The 14,783-nt window shown below is 60.3% G+C and carries 18 protein-coding genes; 10 read left to right on the top strand and 8 right to left on the bottom strand.

Features of this window, described 5'->3' with window-relative positions:
- Positions 1-90 precede the first annotated feature (90 nt).
- From cimA to cysS, 4 genes are all read right to left on the bottom strand, one after another.
- Positions 91-1,737 carry a citramalate synthase gene (gene cimA, locus AC1DNI_RS07580; RefSeq protein WP_477691384.1) on the bottom strand — a complete coding sequence of 549 codons (1,647 nt, stop codon included), beginning with the start codon at positions 1,735-1,737 and terminating at the stop codon, positions 91-93.
- Positions 1,701-2,204 carry a GFA family protein gene (locus AC1DNI_RS07575; RefSeq protein WP_477691383.1) on the bottom strand — a complete coding sequence of 168 codons (504 nt, stop codon included), beginning with the start codon at positions 2,202-2,204 and terminating at the stop codon, positions 1,701-1,703. The genes cimA and AC1DNI_RS07575 overlap by 37 nt, the downstream gene beginning before the upstream one ends.
- The gene (locus tag AC1DNI_RS07570) at positions 2,201-2,503 is read right to left on the bottom strand and encodes an endonuclease domain-containing protein (protein ID WP_477691499.1); all 303 of its coding nucleotides are present in this window, start codon (positions 2,501-2,503) and stop codon (positions 2,201-2,203) included. The genes AC1DNI_RS07575 and AC1DNI_RS07570 overlap by 4 nt, the downstream gene beginning before the upstream one ends.
- A 246-nt stretch (positions 2,504-2,749) precedes the next feature.
- A complete protein-coding gene (gene cysS / locus AC1DNI_RS07565) occupies positions 2,750-4,198 on the bottom strand; it encodes a cysteine--tRNA ligase (protein ID WP_477691382.1) in 1,449 nt (482 codons plus the stop codon).
- Positions 4,199-4,568: 370 nt separating this feature from the next.
- On the opposite strand from cysS, the gene AC1DNI_RS07560 reads away from it, so the two are divergent.
- Complete coding sequence (locus tag AC1DNI_RS07560; protein WP_153667781.1) at positions 4,569-4,736, top strand: hypothetical protein; 168 nt, start codon at positions 4,569-4,571, stop codon at positions 4,734-4,736.
- On the opposite strand, the gene AC1DNI_RS07555 is transcribed toward AC1DNI_RS07560, so the two are convergent.
- Both AC1DNI_RS07555 and AC1DNI_RS07550 read right to left on the bottom strand, forming a co-directional pair.
- Positions 4,713-5,327, bottom strand: a complete 615-nt coding sequence (locus AC1DNI_RS07555) for a LysE/ArgO family amino acid transporter (protein WP_027229824.1) — start codon at positions 5,325-5,327, stop codon at positions 4,713-4,715. The genes AC1DNI_RS07560 and AC1DNI_RS07555 overlap by 24 nt on opposite strands.
- A gap of 33 nt (positions 5,328-5,360) precedes the next feature.
- Positions 5,361-6,128, bottom strand: coding sequence for an SOS response-associated peptidase (locus AC1DNI_RS07550; protein ID WP_477691381.1), 768 nt, complete (start codon positions 6,126-6,128; stop codon positions 5,361-5,363).
- A 97-nt stretch (positions 6,129-6,225) separates the two neighbouring features.
- On the opposite strand from AC1DNI_RS07550, the gene AC1DNI_RS07545 reads away from it, so the two are divergent.
- The 5 genes from AC1DNI_RS07545 (at position 6,226) to AC1DNI_RS07525 (ending at position 9,455) form a co-directional block, all read left to right on the top strand.
- A complete protein-coding gene (locus AC1DNI_RS07545) occupies positions 6,226-6,657 on the top strand; it encodes an NUDIX hydrolase (RefSeq protein ID WP_477691380.1) in 432 nt (143 codons plus the stop codon).
- Between the two features lie 80 nt (positions 6,658-6,737).
- A complete protein-coding gene (locus AC1DNI_RS07540; protein ID WP_081815825.1) occupies positions 6,738-7,106 on the top strand; it encodes a TIGR02301 family protein in 369 nt (122 codons plus the stop codon).
- Positions 7,107-7,208: 102 nt separating this feature from the next.
- Positions 7,209-7,466: a hypothetical protein gene (locus AC1DNI_RS07535; RefSeq protein ID WP_027229828.1), complete on the top strand. Its 258-nt coding sequence runs from the start codon at positions 7,209-7,211 to the stop codon at positions 7,464-7,466.
- 17 nt (positions 7,467-7,483) lie between these two features.
- Entirely contained in the window at positions 7,484-8,278 is a 795-nt protein-coding gene (locus tag AC1DNI_RS07530) for a hypothetical protein (RefSeq protein ID WP_477691379.1), read from the top strand.
- Between the two features lie 61 nt (positions 8,279-8,339).
- On the top strand, positions 8,340-9,455 hold the full coding sequence (locus AC1DNI_RS07525) for a D-alanine--D-alanine ligase family protein (protein ID WP_477691378.1): 1,116 nt from the start codon (positions 8,340-8,342) through the stop codon (positions 9,453-9,455).
- 177 nt (positions 9,456-9,632) lie between these two features.
- On the opposite strand, the gene AC1DNI_RS07520 is transcribed toward AC1DNI_RS07525, so the two are convergent.
- The gene (locus AC1DNI_RS07520) at positions 9,633-10,106 is read right to left on the bottom strand and encodes a hypothetical protein (protein ID WP_477691377.1); all 474 of its coding nucleotides are present in this window, start codon (positions 10,104-10,106) and stop codon (positions 9,633-9,635) included.
- 286 nt (positions 10,107-10,392) lie between these two features.
- Here AC1DNI_RS07520 and AC1DNI_RS07515 point away from each other — a divergent pair, with 286 nt between their 5' ends.
- Together AC1DNI_RS07515 and AC1DNI_RS07510 are read left to right on the top strand one after the other, a co-directional pair.
- Positions 10,393-10,851, top strand: coding sequence for a carboxymuconolactone decarboxylase family protein (locus tag AC1DNI_RS07515; protein ID WP_027229831.1), 459 nt, complete (start codon positions 10,393-10,395; stop codon positions 10,849-10,851).
- Positions 10,835-11,728: a sigma-70 family RNA polymerase sigma factor gene (locus tag AC1DNI_RS07510; RefSeq protein WP_477691376.1), complete on the top strand. Its 894-nt coding sequence runs from the start codon at positions 10,835-10,837 to the stop codon at positions 11,726-11,728. Before AC1DNI_RS07515 ends, AC1DNI_RS07510 begins: the two co-directional genes overlap by 17 nt.
- A 147-nt stretch (positions 11,729-11,875) precedes the next feature.
- Here the strand turns inward: AC1DNI_RS07510 and AC1DNI_RS07505 are convergent, their stop codons facing one another.
- Entirely contained in the window at positions 11,876-13,207 is a 1,332-nt protein-coding gene (locus tag AC1DNI_RS07505) for a dihydroorotase (RefSeq protein WP_477691375.1), read from the bottom strand.
- A 76-nt stretch (positions 13,208-13,283) separates the two neighbouring features.
- Between AC1DNI_RS07505 and ygfZ the strand changes: the two genes are divergently transcribed.
- Together ygfZ and AC1DNI_RS07495 are read left to right on the top strand one after the other, a co-directional pair.
- Complete coding sequence (gene ygfZ / locus AC1DNI_RS07500; protein WP_477691374.1) at positions 13,284-14,135, top strand: CAF17-like 4Fe-4S cluster assembly/insertion protein YgfZ; 852 nt, start codon at positions 13,284-13,286, stop codon at positions 14,133-14,135.
- A 13-nt stretch (positions 14,136-14,148) separates the two neighbouring features.
- Entirely contained in the window at positions 14,149-14,781 is a 633-nt protein-coding gene (locus AC1DNI_RS07495; RefSeq protein WP_477691373.1) for a YfbR-like 5'-deoxynucleotidase, read from the top strand.
- Positions 14,782-14,783 lie beyond the last annotated feature (2 nt).

The raw sequence follows: 14,783 nt of genomic DNA, 5'->3' as shown, positions 1-14,783 counted from the left end.
CCCGGCGCGTCCATTGAATTCGGCTGATCGATACATCAAGAGAGTTGATGTTTTTTACGGCAATTCGAACAAATTATGAGCGAATTCCAGCTATTCCGCGGCGATCTTGCCAGCGAGATCGCGGTTTTTCATCAGCTTGTAGACAATGGAATCCATCAGCGCCTGAAAGGAGGCGTCGATGATGTTGTCGGATACGCCCACCGTCCACCAGCGCGCATTGCTTGAATCCGTGGACTCGATCAGAACGCGCGTGATCGCTTCCGTGCCGCCATTGAGGATACGAACCTTGAAATCAGCGAGCACCAGATCGTCGATCTCGTTCTGGTAACGGCCCATATCCTTGCGCAGCGCAAGATCGAGTGCGTTGACCGGGCCATGACCCTCGGCGACGGACATACGGGTCTCGCCGTCGACGTCGACCTTCACCACCGCTTCCGAGACCGTCTTTATGTTGCCGTTGGCATCGAAGCGGCGTTCGACCATGCATCGAAACGAGTCGACCTTGAAGAATTCCGGGACCGTGCCGAGCGTGCGCCGCGCCAAGAGTTCGAAGCTCGCATCGGCGCCTTCATAGGCATAGCCTTCCGCCTCATGTTCCTTGACGAGGGCGATGAGCGTGTCGAGCCGAGGATCGGACTTTGCCACGCTGATGCCACGGCGCTCCAGCTCATTGATGAAGTTGGACTTGCCGCCCTGGTCGGAGACCATCACCTTGCGGCGATTGCCGACGGTCTCCGGCGGGACATGTTCGTAAGTCGCCGGCTCCTTGATCAGGGCCGAAGCGTGGATGCCGGCCTTGGTCGCGAAAGCCGACGTCCCGACGAATGCGCCCTGCGGGTTGGGCGCACGGTTGAGCAATTCGTCGAAGCTGCGCGAGAGTCGCGACAGCCCCTGCAGTTTCTCCATGCTGATGCCGGTCTCGAAGCGGTCCGCCCAGGCAGGCTTCAGCATTAGCGTCGGAATGATCGTAACGAGATTGGCATTGCCGCAACGCTCGCCGATACCGTTGAGCGTACCTTGCACGTGGCGCACGCCGGCATCGATCGCAGCCAGCGAGTTGGCGACCGCCTGCTCGGTGTCGTTATGGGCATGAATGCCGAGATGATCGCCGGGGATCGACTTCGTCACCTCGCGCACGACCGTCGCCACTTCCGCCGGCTGCGTACCGCCATTGGTATCGCACAGAACGACCCAGCGCGCGCCGGCCTCATAGGCGGTTTGCGCGCAAGCGAGCGCATAGGCCGGGTTGGCCTTGTAGCCGTCAAAGAAGTGCTCGCAATCGACAATGGCTTCCTTGCCGGCTTCTACAGCGGCCGTGACCGAGGCGGCAATGCTTTCAAGGTTTTCCTCATTGGTGCAGCCGAGCGCCACGCGCACGTGATAGTCCCAGCTCTTGCCGACGAAGCAGACCGTGTCGGCGGCGGAACGGATCAGCGCCGTGACGCCGGGATCGTTGGAGGTGGAGACCCCTGCCCGCTTGGTCATGCCGAAAGCCGCGAACTTGGCGCGCTTTGTTCGCGTCTCGCTGAAGAACGCCGTGTCGGTGGGATTGGCGCCGGGATAACCGCCTTCGACATAATCGAAGCCGAAATCATCGAGCAAGGCGGCGATGACCTTCTTGTCCTCGACTGAAAAATCGATGCCTGGCGTCTGCTGGCCGTCGCGCAAAGTTGTGTCGAAGAGGTAGATGCGTTCCTTGGTCACTTGCTCGTTTCCCCGTCCCCGGCCTGCGGCCATTGATCCGTGTCATGGTCGGGATGCTGATAGGATATCATTGTTTTGAGAAATTCAGCCGATTCAGGATCGCCTTCCGACGTATAGCCCGGCAGCGCGCCGAGATCGTCGACGTAGGGCAACTTGCCCTCAAGACCCCATTGCAGGACAGGGGCAAGTTCCTCCGGATGATCGAAAGCACCGATCGCCAGCGCGAGGCCGTCGGGCGCCTCATAGGTCAGCGGCGTGCCGCACTCGGCACAAAAACCGCGCTTGACGTGATTGGACGACTGGTAGCGCTTGGGTTCGCCGCGCGTCCACTGGAAATGGGCGCCGTGCACCGATGCAAGCGGCGCATAGAAATTGCCGAACGCCTTCTGGCACATGCGACAATGGCAGATGGAGGTGTCGTCCACGCTGCCCTCGACGCGAAACCGAACCGCTCCGCACTGGCACCCGCCGGTGTATATGGGCTTGTTGTCAAGGCTCATGAGCGGGGCTCCGGCAAGAGGAACGGTGTTAACGCTTGCTCGAGTTCGATATAGACGGCTTCTTCCGCGAAAATTACGTCATTGTTGTCGAAACGCATGATGCGAAACCCTTGGCCGCGCAGGAAAACATCGCGACTCTCGTCGTGTTTCATCCCCGCGTCCGAAGCATGTGAATCACCATCAACTTCCACGATTATGCGCGCCGATAGCCAGGCGAAATCGGCAATGTATGGTCCAACTGGCGCCTCGCGGCGAAACCTCGCGCCACGCCGGCGAAAGCTTCGGAGCAGGTTCCACATACGATATTCGGCTCTAGTCAGCTCCCGACGAAGGGTTTTGGCGCGAGATCGTGTTTTGGGCTGGATGTTGCTATGAGGCAAGGAACACCCCTCCCGGCTGCTGCGCAGCCACCCTCCCCACAAGGGGGAGGGAAAGTGCGGCTAGCTCTCCACCAGTTTTCCGCTTCGAACGAAGGGCCGCAGCGGTTCTCTCCCTCCCCCTTGTGGGGAGGGTGGCTGCGCAGCAGCCGGGAGGGGCATTGTCCATCACCGCCTCACCTCCCAGGTCGTAACCCGCTCGCCCGTTTCAGGATCCTTGCCGTCCTTGAGCTGTATACCCTGATCCAGCAATTCGGCGCGGATGCGATCGGCCTCGGCGAAGCTCTTTGCGGCAAGCAGAGCGAGCCGGTCGGCGATCTTCGCCTCGATCTCGCCCGCGAGCTCTGACGACACTGTCTCAGCCTGCAAATCGAATCCGAGAAGCGCGAACGCTGCCCGGTAATCGCCAGGCTCGACCGCGCGCGAGCGCCGCGCCGAAGACAGCCAGTTGATCACGCTCGGCGTGGCGAGATCATCCGCAAGCAGGGCAATCACCTCATCCGGGATCGCACCGGGTTCGGCATTGCCCACATATTCGCGGGACTTGGCAAGAATGTTCTCCGCCTCCTCAAGCCGGCTTATGCTGAAATCGATCGGCTCGCGGTAGTTGGTCATCAGCATGGCGAGGCGCAGCACGTCGCCAGGCCACTTGCGCCCGCCGAACGTTTCGGTTGCGAGAAGCTCGTTGATCGTCACGAAGTTGCCGAGGCTCTTTGCCATCTTCTGGCCCTCGACCTGCAGGAAGCCGTTATGCATCCAGACGTTGGCCATGCGGTCGATGCCGAGCGCGCAGCACGACTGGGCGATCTCGTTCTCGTGGTGCGGGAAAACGAGGTCGATACCGCCGGCATGGATGTCGAAGATGTTCTTCTGCGGATCGTCGCACTGCAGCCCGCCGCCAAACGGCTCGAGCAGTTTCGCCATGGACATGGCCGAGCATTCGATATGCCAGCCTGGACGGCCAAGACCTTCGATCCCCGCCGGTGAGGGCCAGCCTGGCTCGCCCTCCCTTGACGGTTTCCACAGGACGAAATCCATCTCGTCGCGCTTGTAGGAGGCGACATCGACGCGGGCACCGGCGAGCATATCGTCGGCAGAACGGCGGGCCAGCATGCCGTAGCGCGGCCCCCTGGCGGCGTTCATCGCCGCCGGCGAGAACAGGACATGGCCATCGGCGGCATAGGCGATGCCGCGATCGACGAGACGGTCGATCATCGCCACCATTTCGGCGATATATTCCGTCGCCCGCGGCTGGGCCGTTGGCTGCAGGTTGCCAAGCGCCGCGACATCAGCCTGGAACTGGCGGTTCGTCGTTTCCGTCACCTTGCGGATCGCGTCATTGAGCGGAAGCTCCGGAAAGTCACGGGCGGCACGCGCATTGATCTTGTCGTCGACGTCGGTGATGTTGCGCACATAGGTAACGTGGTTTTCGCCGTAGACGTGGCGCAGCAGCCGAAACAAAACGTCAAAGACGATCACCGGTCGGGCATTGCCGATGTGGGCGTAGTCATAGACAGTGGGTCCGCAGACATACATGCGCACATTGTTCGGATCGATCGGCACGAACACTTCCTTCGTGCGGGTGAGCGTGTTGTAGAGGCTCAGTTGCTGCGGCATGGCGGTCTGCTCAAATCTCGGGTTTCAACATCAAACGCATATCATTCCACTGGTCTGGCGACCGGTGCGTTTCACATCTTTTGCTGAATTTTGAGACGAAAACGGCCGGGCCAGCGCAGTGCTAGCTGATAATGATCCGACAGGTAATAATGATGGTTACGGGCAACGTTTTCATGGCCGCATTTATGATCGACTGCGGGTCGATCGTCAAGCGTGTCGCCGCGAAACGCGGGTGTTGCATTTTTGCCTGCTTCCTCGTGGTTAATCCATCTTAACCGAATAGCCCAAAATCCTCCCGGAAAGTGCCTTTTTTCCGGCTCATTTGACCGGGAATCCTGACTTATCCGAAAAAGGGGATAGGACCAGAGCCATGAACACCATCAAGCAGACGGCAAAGCCGCGCGAAAGCGTCCGCGCCGAGAATCTCGTTGCCAAATATAATGCCATCGGCCCGGCGGCGATCCTTGCTGCAGTGCTGAGCAGCGTGCGCAAGCGTCCGCAGTTGAAGCTTGCTTCAATTGTGCAGGAAACGGACTAACAGGCTCGTTGCAATGCCGGCCATGACAAGGCCGATCAGGATGTCGAGGACGCGCCAGGCCGCAGGCTTGGCGAAGACCGGTTGCAGCAGCCTCGCCCCATAGCCGAGGCTGAAGAACCAGATGAACGAAGCGAGCGCCGCGCCGACGCCATAGGCCGCGCGGTTGACGCCCTCGAAGCGGGCCGAGAGCCCGCCCAATAGAACGACTGTATCGAGATAGACGTGCGGATTGAGAAATGTCAGCGCGAGCACCGTCCCGACGGCTGCCTTGAGTGAGCTTCCGCCAGAACCCGCCGCCCGCAAGCCTTCCGGATGAAACGCACGCCGAAAGGCGACCGACGCGTACCAGAAGAGAAACGCCGCTCCGCCCAGCGTCACGAAGGAAATCAGTTTCGGGGACTGTGCGATAAGCGTGCCGAGGCCGGCAACGCCAGCCGCGATCAGCAAGGCATCCGACAGCGCGCAAATGAAGCTCAGGATGAAGACATGTTCGCGCAGCAGGCCCTGGCGCAGGATATAGGCGTTTTGCGCGCCAATCGCGATTATGAGCGACGCGCCAAGGAGAAAACCGGAAAGAGCGGCTGAAAGCATATAGTCTGTGTCCTGAAGTTGGCGCGTGAAGGCCTAGAAAAGTTTCATCTGTGCGTCGGATTGCGGCGGCTTTGAACGCTGCGGTTTCTTGCGTTCCTCGGGCGGTGTCTCTTCGACCCGCTCCTGGATTTCCGGTCCGGTGTTTTCGAACTTGTTGACCTTGTCGGAGACAGGTATCGCCTCGAACAGGTCCTCGCGTGCCGGTTTCAGGAGGTCGGCGACATGGCGTGGCTCCTGCGTCTTGCAATCGAGCCAGCGCGAGAAATCCTTCTGCTCGATCACGACGGGCATGCGGTCGTGGATGAAACGCAGGTTCTCGCTTGCCTCCGTGGTAAGCACTGCGCCGGTATCCATCTCCGACCCCTCGGCATTCGCCCAAGGCTCGTAAAGTCCGGCAAAGGCGACAACGCCGCCATTGCGCGGGCGCACCCAATAGGCCTGCGCCTTCCGGTCGCCGTTGCGGCGCCACTCATAGAAGCCCGAGGCCGGGATCAGCGCGCGGCGATGGCGCATCGCCGCCTTGAACGATGCCTTGTCGATCGCGGTCTCGGCGCGGGCGTTTATCATCAGCGGATAATTGGCCGTATCCTTGACCCATCCCGGAATGAACCCCCATCGTACAAGGAGCGCACGCCGGTTCGGCCGGTTGCTGCCCGGCGGCGGCGTTTCCCCGCTGACGACCATGAGGATCGGTTGGGTCGGCGCGATATTGTAGCGGGGCGGGAAATCCTCAAGCTCCATAAGATCGAACCAGGCTTCGATCTCTTCCGGTGTTCCGAGGAGGGAAAAACGTCCGCACATTACAACGAGCCCTTAGTGACCGCGCCGATCTTCCCGATTTGCGGTCGTCCGTCAAGGCGACCTTGTCAAATGCGTTGATGCCGCTTACCCCTGAGATATGGATCAAATTCCCCTCTCCGCAACCGTCGATGGCGTTTCCGCGGTCTGTATCCGCGACAAGGCATTCCTGCTTGTCGAGCGCGGCCGCGAGCCCTCGAAAGGCTGGCTCGCCTTTCCCGGTGGAAGGCGCGAGGACGGCGAGACGCCGCAGGCAGCTGCAATCCGCGAGCTCTTCGAAGAGACCGGCATCATCGCGCAAGAGGTCACTTATCTGACCACCTATACCTTCGATTACTCGACACCCGAGTTTCCCTCGCCCAAGGCGTTCCGCCTCGCTGTGTTCCTCGCGCACGACGCAATGGGAGACGCCGTCGCCGCCGACGATGCCGCGGCCGTGCATTGGCTGCGCGCCGACGAAATGGCCGCATTTGACGTGACCGAAAGTGTGCTCGAGGTCGTGCACTTCCTGGCGCGTTCCTTCGAAAGTTGAGGGTATCGCCGATCAACGCCTTGAAGGCGCCTTGCTTTCGGGCAACATGTCGCGAAGGGCGAATAGGCTTGGGGAATTTCGTGCGGCGAGCAGCATTAATCACAGCGTTTCTTGCGACACTCGCCAGCGCTGTCCCGGCATATGCTGTCGATCCGCTTTACGAGGCCAAGCTCCTGCGCCTCGCCGAGGTAATGGGATCGATCCATTCGCTGCGCAATCTGTGTGGCGAGAAGAGCAGCCAGTGGCGCGATCGCATGGATACGCTGCTTCTGGCGGAAAACCCCGACCCCGCACGGCGGGCGCGTCTCATCGCCAGCTTCAACCGCGGCTACCGCACTTTCAACGAGACTTACTCCACCTGCACCAGCCAGGCGATTGCGGCGATTGACCGCTACCAGGCCGAAGGAATGAGGCTTTCATCCGAGATCGTATCGGGCTATGGAAATTAACTGTGCTTTAACTGTTGAAGCCAATGGGCCGCATTTTAAACAAAACATATGATAGAGTTTAGCGGTAGTTTAAGAATTGGCTTCGGCCAAGGACGGTATGACATGAACATGACATCGACGGACCTCGATAGGTTGGTTGCAGAAGAAAAAAAACTGGTTGCGATCGAATATCAGAATGAAGTCTGGGCAGATGGCACGCTCGAGGGTATCGAACCTGAAATTATGGCCGAGGCAGCATTCGCAACCGCGCTGATCGAACTGATCCGCGACAATGGCGAAGCCTCCGCTCTTGCGTTGCTTGAAGTGTTGCGTGAACGTATTTCCGCAGGTGAATTTTCAACGAATCGCGTTCTCCAGTAACGCCCGGGTGATCCAGCATGCTTGAGAAGCACTTTTCCGCGCCCGCGATTGCCCGCGCAATTGTCATCGTGGCCGCGTCCTGTGCGTTCAGCCTTCCTGCTGCGGCCGCCAGCGGCAAACCTGTCCAGCTTGCCTTGAGCGAACTTAAGAAGGAAGAGCTTCCCAAGCCTCCAGAGCCTGCCAAGCCCGATGCCACGCAAAAGCCGGCAGGCGAGACGCCGCCCGCTGCGACCGACCAACCGGCGGGCCCGAGCGACGGGGATGCGGACACGCCCGCCGCCAATGACGGCGCCGTCGTCCCCGACAGCAGCATCGCCATGCCCAACGCCAAGGAAGGCGCGGCGGCCGCGCAGGTCGAATACGACCTCAGCAAGCTGCCGTTTCCGGTGCGCAAGATGCACGAACTTATCCTGACGGCCGCCAAGTCCGGCAATATCGAGGCGCTGCGCCCTTTGATCGGCTCCGGCGACGACGTCACCATGCTCTCGCTCACTGAGATCGAGGGCGATCCCCTCGCTTATCTGAAGTCGTTGGCAGGCGATCCCGAAGGCATGGAGATTCTTGCAATCCTCGTCGATGTGCTTGAATCCGGCTATGTCCACCTCGATGCCGGCACGCCGGACGAGCTTTATGTGTGGCCCTACTTTTTCGCCTACCCGCTCGACAAGCTCGACGCCAAGCAGAAGGTTGAACTCTTTCAGATCGTCACCGCCGGCGATTATGACGAGATGAAGCAATTCGGGACTTACGTCTTCTACCGCCTTGGCATCACGCCGAAGGGACGCTGGCGCTTCTTCGTCACGGGCGACTGAGCCGGCGCCAGGCGCTCCATTTTGAATCCCCATCGCCGATCTTTTTCGTGAGAACCCCACCATGTCCAGAACGCGCGTCGCAATTCTCTTTGGTGGCAGATCTTCCGAGCACGATGTCTCCGTCATGTCCGCGAGAAATGTCTTCGAGGCGATTGACCCGGAGGTTTACGAAACCGTTCTCGTAGGGGTGACCCGGCAGGGCGAGTGGCTGCTCATCGACGGCGGCTTTCCGCAATCCGTACCGGCCGATGGTACGAAAATGACCTTGCTTCCGGGTGGCCGGGGCCGCGCACTTGCTCTTCCCATATCCGGCCCGGCCTATGAGATCACGCCTATAGACGTGCTGCTGCCGGTTCTTCACGGACCCTTTGGCGAAGACGGGTCTGTGCAGGGCCTGGCGGAAGTCGCGAACATTCCCTATGTCGGAAGCGGCATTTTCGGATCCGCCGCCGCCATGGACAAGTATCAGGCGAAGTGCCTGCTGGCCCATGACGGCCTGCCCGTTGCGTCTGGCATCATGGTGAAGCGCCCCTCGGACATTGATCTCGACGCCGTTGCGCAAACGCTTTCGTGGCCCGTCTTCGTCAAGCCGGCCAGGCAGGGTTCATCGGTCGGCGTCAGCAAGGCGAGGATAGCCGAGGAACTGCATGTGGCGGTTGAATCGGCATTGCAGTTCGACGATCATGTCCTCATCGAAGAGTTCATTGGAGGCCGGGAGATCGAACTCGGCGTGCTCGAAGCGGCAGATGGCACCGTGATTGTTTCGGTGCCCGGTGAAATCGCTCCGTCCAACACGCACGACTTCTATACCTACGAAGCAAAATACCTCGATGCGGATGGAGCGGACCTTACCGTGCCTGCCCGCATCAGCCCCGACGAGACCCAGGCTCTACGGGATATGGCAGAACAAGCTTTTCGCGCGCTTGGATGCGAGGGTATGGCGCGCATTGATTTCTTCCTGCGCGCCGATGGCAGCGCCGTGATCAACGAAGTCAATACGATACCGGGATTCACCAATATCAGCATGTATCCCAAGGTACTTGGCGCGACAGGAATACCCTATCCGGAACTGATCCACCGGTTGATCCAGCACGGATTGAAGCGCGCCGCACGCCGATCCTCGGGCTCTTGGCCCGGGACCCACCCGCGCCGCCGGGTGCAAAGTACAACGACCTGATCGCCAGCGACCCCCGGGGTTTCTGACGGAGGGCGCGGCATCGCGCTGGATGCAGCCAACATCGAAAAGCTGTTCAGCGATACTGCCAAGGTGCGGCAGGTATGTATCTATTCTCCGCAAATCTGCGGAGAATAGGCCCTGTAATCTCCGCGTCGCCCGCCACACCCGCCCGGTGGTTTATTCTCGCTCAGAGTTCGCCGCTTCCCACTCCAAGACCATCTTCCGCGCGAGTTCGGGCAATTTAGCCTTGGCTTGGGCCAGCAAGTCATAAACCTTTTGCTTGTCCCGCGGGCGCGGCATCCAGTCGTCAAGAATGGCGAAGTCTGCCAACCTGCCGAGCAGGCTTTCGGCGATCACCATGTCGGCTATCGCTCGCGCATGGTTGGCGGCAAAAGCTGGCGTGCTCTCGTGTTGTATCCTCTGCTCATCGAGCAGTGCCGTACAGTCGTAAATGCCAGCGTTGCCAAGATAGGTATTGGTGTTCGTCTCGCATCCCTCGCCTACGATGGCAAAGCGCCCGCTGATGACGCGATCTCGGCAAAATGTCTGAACGAAATGCCAGTCCCCTGTCCCGTCTTCGGAAATGAGATTCAGCGCAGGCCGGCCGCTCAAATAGCGAGTGGTCGATGTTGCAGGGATAGTCGCACGCATTTCATTACTCCGTCGGCGCTTGGAACCTAGACAGCTCGGAGTTAATCTGCAACGCCATCCACGCTCGTGCCGTCCCTACTCCTGCACGCTTAAGCCCGACCGCGAGATCCGAGCCAATCCCCGATCTCACATTGATGACACGCTAAGGCGCCGTGCGGGCGATACCGAGGCGATCTCCGCCAAACAAATGCAGCCTGTCCCAAAATAATCTTTGAGCGATGTCACATTAGAAAATGCTGTCTCGTCTTTTCTTCAGGCAACGCAATGCCGCACAAGGAGATCACTGATGAAACCGAGACTGAACCCCTATAACCACGACGCAATCAAGCCCATGATCGAGATGGAGAAGAGCGCCGTTTCCAGCGGGCTTGAGATGAGCCTTATAGAACTCGTCAAGATGCGTGCCTCGCAGATCAATGGCTGTGCATTCTGCCTCGACATGCATTCCAAGGATGCGCGCAAACGCGGCGAGACCGAACAGCGCCTCTATCTGCTCGACGCCTGGCGGGAGTCGCCGCTTTACAGCGAGCGCGAACGCGCTGCCCTCGCCTGGACCGAAGCATTGACGCTGATTGCCAAGACGCACGCACCGGATAATGTCTATGAGGAATTGAAGACGCAGTTCAGCGAAGAGGAGATCGTCAAACTGAGCATGCTCATTGTTACCATCAACGGTTGGAACCGGCTCGCCATCGGATTCCGGTCGGTGCATCCGGTGTCGAAAGATAGTGCCGCAGCAGCCTGACGCCACGTCGAGTATATTCAATCGCCTCAGAACGCGACTGATCCGCATTGCCTATCGCATGCTCGGATCGGTCGCGGAGGCGGAGGATATTGTCCAGGAAGGTTTCATTCGCTGGCACCAGGCCGATCGCTCGGAAGTGCGCAGCGAGGAAGCCTTCCTGGTTCGGATCGTCACGAGGCTCTGCCTCGACCACCTCAAATCTGCACGTGTTCGACGGGAGACCTATGTGGGAAGCTGGCTGCCTGAACCGATATTCGATCCGAGCGAAGACGAGACGGATGCCGATATCACGCTGACGCTGATGATGGCGCTGGAGCGGCTGTCGCCGCTGGAACGAGCGGCGTTCCTGCTGCACGATGTTTTCGGCCAAGATTTCAATGAGGTGGCGCAGGCGATAGGCCGCGATCCGGCAAGCTGCCGCCAGCTGGCGAGCCGGGCGCGAACCCATGTCCAGCAGGCAAAGCCGCGCTTTCCCGTTTCCGACGAACAGGGCAGGAATATTGCGCAGGCCTTCTACAATGCGTCGCGCAGCGGCGACATGCAGGCACTGCAGGCGCTTCTTGCCGATGACGTCGTCATGTATGCCGACGGCGGCGGCAACCGCACATCCACGATCAATCCAATCTATTCGCGGGCAAAGGTCGGACGCTTCTTCGACGGCATCGGGCGGACCGCCGGCTATCGGTTCTCGCCGCTATTGTATGAGGGCCTGGTCGACGGGCTTCCCGGCTTTGTGACCACCGAATTCGATGGCCTGCCGCAAACCACGGCGCTCGAAATCGAGGACGGCAAGATCAAGGCGATCTACATTGTCCGCAATCCGGAGAAACTGCGCCACCTGCAGTTTGCGCAGGCAATTCCGGGCGGGAGTGCTTGAAGGCTGGACGAGGCGGTGCGTTTTGCGCCAACCCTTACCGCCGTCCTCCTCGGGTGCTTAGTCCCCGTGGCGTGGCAAAGAAGGGATCCTCGGGTCGGGCCCGAGGATGACGGAGAAGAATGGAGCCTCAGCACAATGCAACGCGCGTTACCGAGGCAGCGCCTCACCAAATAGCACAGGTTCGCCTGTGGATGGCGTGACGATCTCGCCCTCCCACATCACCCTTTGGCCGCGAACGATTGTTCCGACCGGCCAGCCGGTGACGATCTTGCCGTCATAGGGCGTCCAGCCCGCCTTGGAGCCGACGTTCGCATTGGTGATCGTCTCGCGCCGCTTCATATCGACGATCGTCAGGTCCGCGTCATATCCGACGGCGATGCGGCCTTTGCGGGCCATTCCGAACAGCCGGTTCGGACCGTGCGAGGTCAAGTCGACGAAGCGCTCGATCGTCATGCGGCCCTCGTTCACATGGTCGAGCATGATAGGTACGAGTGTCTGAACGCCCGTCATGCCCGATGGGGACGCCGGATATGGCTTCGACTTTTCCTCAAGCGTGTGCGGCGCATGGTCGGAGCCGAGAACATCGACGATACCCTGCGTGATGCCTGACCAAACGCCATCGCGGTGCCGGGTATCGCGGACCGGCGGATTCATCTGCAGCAGCGTGCCGAGCGTCGCATACTGGCTCGCCTCGAGCGTCAAATGGTGCGGCGTCGCCTCGCAGCTTGCCACATCCTTGTGATCCTTGAGGAATTCGATTTCCTCGGCCGTCGATATATGCAGGACATGGATGCGCGCCCGGGTTTCCCTGGCAATGCGCACCAGGCGTTCGGTGCATTTGAGCGCTGCGATTTCGTCACGCCAAACGGGATGGGACGCGGGATCGCCGGCAATGCGCAGGCCCTCGCGTTCCCGCAGCCGAAACTCGTCCTCCGAATGGAAGGCGGCGCGGCGGCGCGTGTTCCTGAGGATCGATCGGACGCCTTCGTCATCTTCCACCAAAAGGTCGCCGGTGGACGAGCCCATGAAAACCTTGATGCCCGCAGCGCCGGGGAGACGCTCCAGTTCGGCCACCTGATCGGCATTGTCGCGCGTGCCCCCCACCCAGAAGGCGAAGTCGCAATGCATGCGGTGTCGGCCGCGCCTGATCTTGTCTTCAAGCGTTTCGGCCGACGTCGTCAGGGGCTTGGTGTTCGGCATTTCGAAGACGGCCGTGACGCCGCCAAGGACAGCGGAGCGCGAACCGCTTTCCAGATCCTCCTTGTGCTCAAGGCCTGGTTCGCGGAAGTGCACCTGGCTGTCGACGACGCCGGGCAGGATGTGCAGCCCGGTCGCATCGACGAGCTCGCCCGCCGAAGCGTGGCCGAGATTACCGATCGCGGCGATACGGCCATTGCTTATGCCGATATCCCGCAGGCCTACCCCATCCTGATTGACGACAAAACCGCTGCGGTAAATCGTGTCGAACGTCTGCACCATTTGCTTTTCCATCCAGCCTTGCGAACCTGCCTAGAGCGAATTAGGTAACAGGGACGATAAAGGCAAGGACAATGCTATGCCATCGGCAAGTTTAAGTGGACGCGCGCTCCTAGACGTCAAGGGCGACGACGCCGAAGATTTCCTCCAGAACATTATCACGACCGATCTCGATACGCTCGGCAAAGGTGATTTGAAGCCGGGCGCCCTGCTGACGCCGCAGGGAAAAATCCTGTTCGATTTCCTTGTTTCGCGCAACGGGGCCGGGCTGCGCCTTGATCTCAATGATTCATCTATAGACGAGCTCGTGAAGCGCCTCACGCTCTACCGGCTTCGCGCCAAGGTTCAATTTGCCGTGGATAAAGAGTCGCTTGTCACGGTTTCCTGGAATGACGATTCAAGTGCCTCGGAAACTGAATCAAGCCTGACCGACCGCCGGTTTCCCGAAAGCCTGAGCGTCAGGCGCCGGTACGGCGAACCTGCCGATGCTGGCTCGGGCGTTGACGCCTGGAATGCGCTTCGCATCGCATACGGCGTTGCCGAAGCACCGGACGACTATGCACTCGGCGAGGCATTTCCCCACGACGTCAACTTCGACCAGACGGGAGGCGTTTCATTCAAGAAGGGCTGTTTCGTCGGCCAGGAGGTCGTATCAAGGATGCAGCATCGCGGCACCGCGCGGCGGCGGATATTGGTCGCAACGGGCGCTGCTGACCTGCCGGCGCAGGGAACACCCCTAACTGCGGGCGGCCGCGAGATTGGTACCCTCGGCACCGTCGTTGCGAAAGACGGTCTCGCCCTTGTCCGCATCGACCGGGTCAAGGATGCGATGGATAGCGGCATGCCCATTATGGCAGGAGATGTCACGGTTCACCTTGCCATTCCCCCCGAACACCGCTTTACATTTCCGGTGACGACGCAGGAAGCGTGATCGGGAATTGTTGATGCCGGCGAAGCCGCAGACGGACAAGCGAACGGAACTCAGGGCCTGGCAGCGCATGCTGTCCGGCCGCAGGCTCGACCTGCTCGATCCATCGCCGCTCGACATCGAGATTGTCGACATCGCACAAGGGCTCGCCCGTGTCGCGCGCTGGAACGGGCAGACCGTGGGCGACCACGCCTTTTCCGTTGCGCAACATTCGCTGCTCGTCGAAGAGATATTTGGCAGGATCGTGCCGGAGGCGACAATCGATCAGCGGCTGATCGCGCTGCTGCACGATGCGCCGGAATATGTGATCGGCGACATGATTTCGCCGTTCAAGGCGGTGGTCGGCGGCGATTACAAAAGCGTGGAACTGCGCCTGCAGCACGCCATTCATGTCCGCTTCGCGCTTGCTCCTGTCATCCACCAGAACCTGCGCCTGCTGATCAAGCGCGCCGATGCGGTGGCCGCCTATTTCGAAGCGACCCGACTTGCCGGATTCGCCGAAAAGGAAGCCGTGCAATTCTTCGGCCGCCCGCGCGGTATCAGCCCGCATGGCATCGACGTGACCGCGCTGCCGACACAGGATGTTCAAGACGCTTTTTTACAACGTTTTGCCGAACTTGACGGGCGACGTTCACAAGACCAAGGTTAGCT

The sequence above is a fragment of the Phyllobacterium sp. 01N428 genome (assembly GCF_056399405.1).
This window is presented reverse-complemented; position numbering and strand designations above follow the sequence as displayed.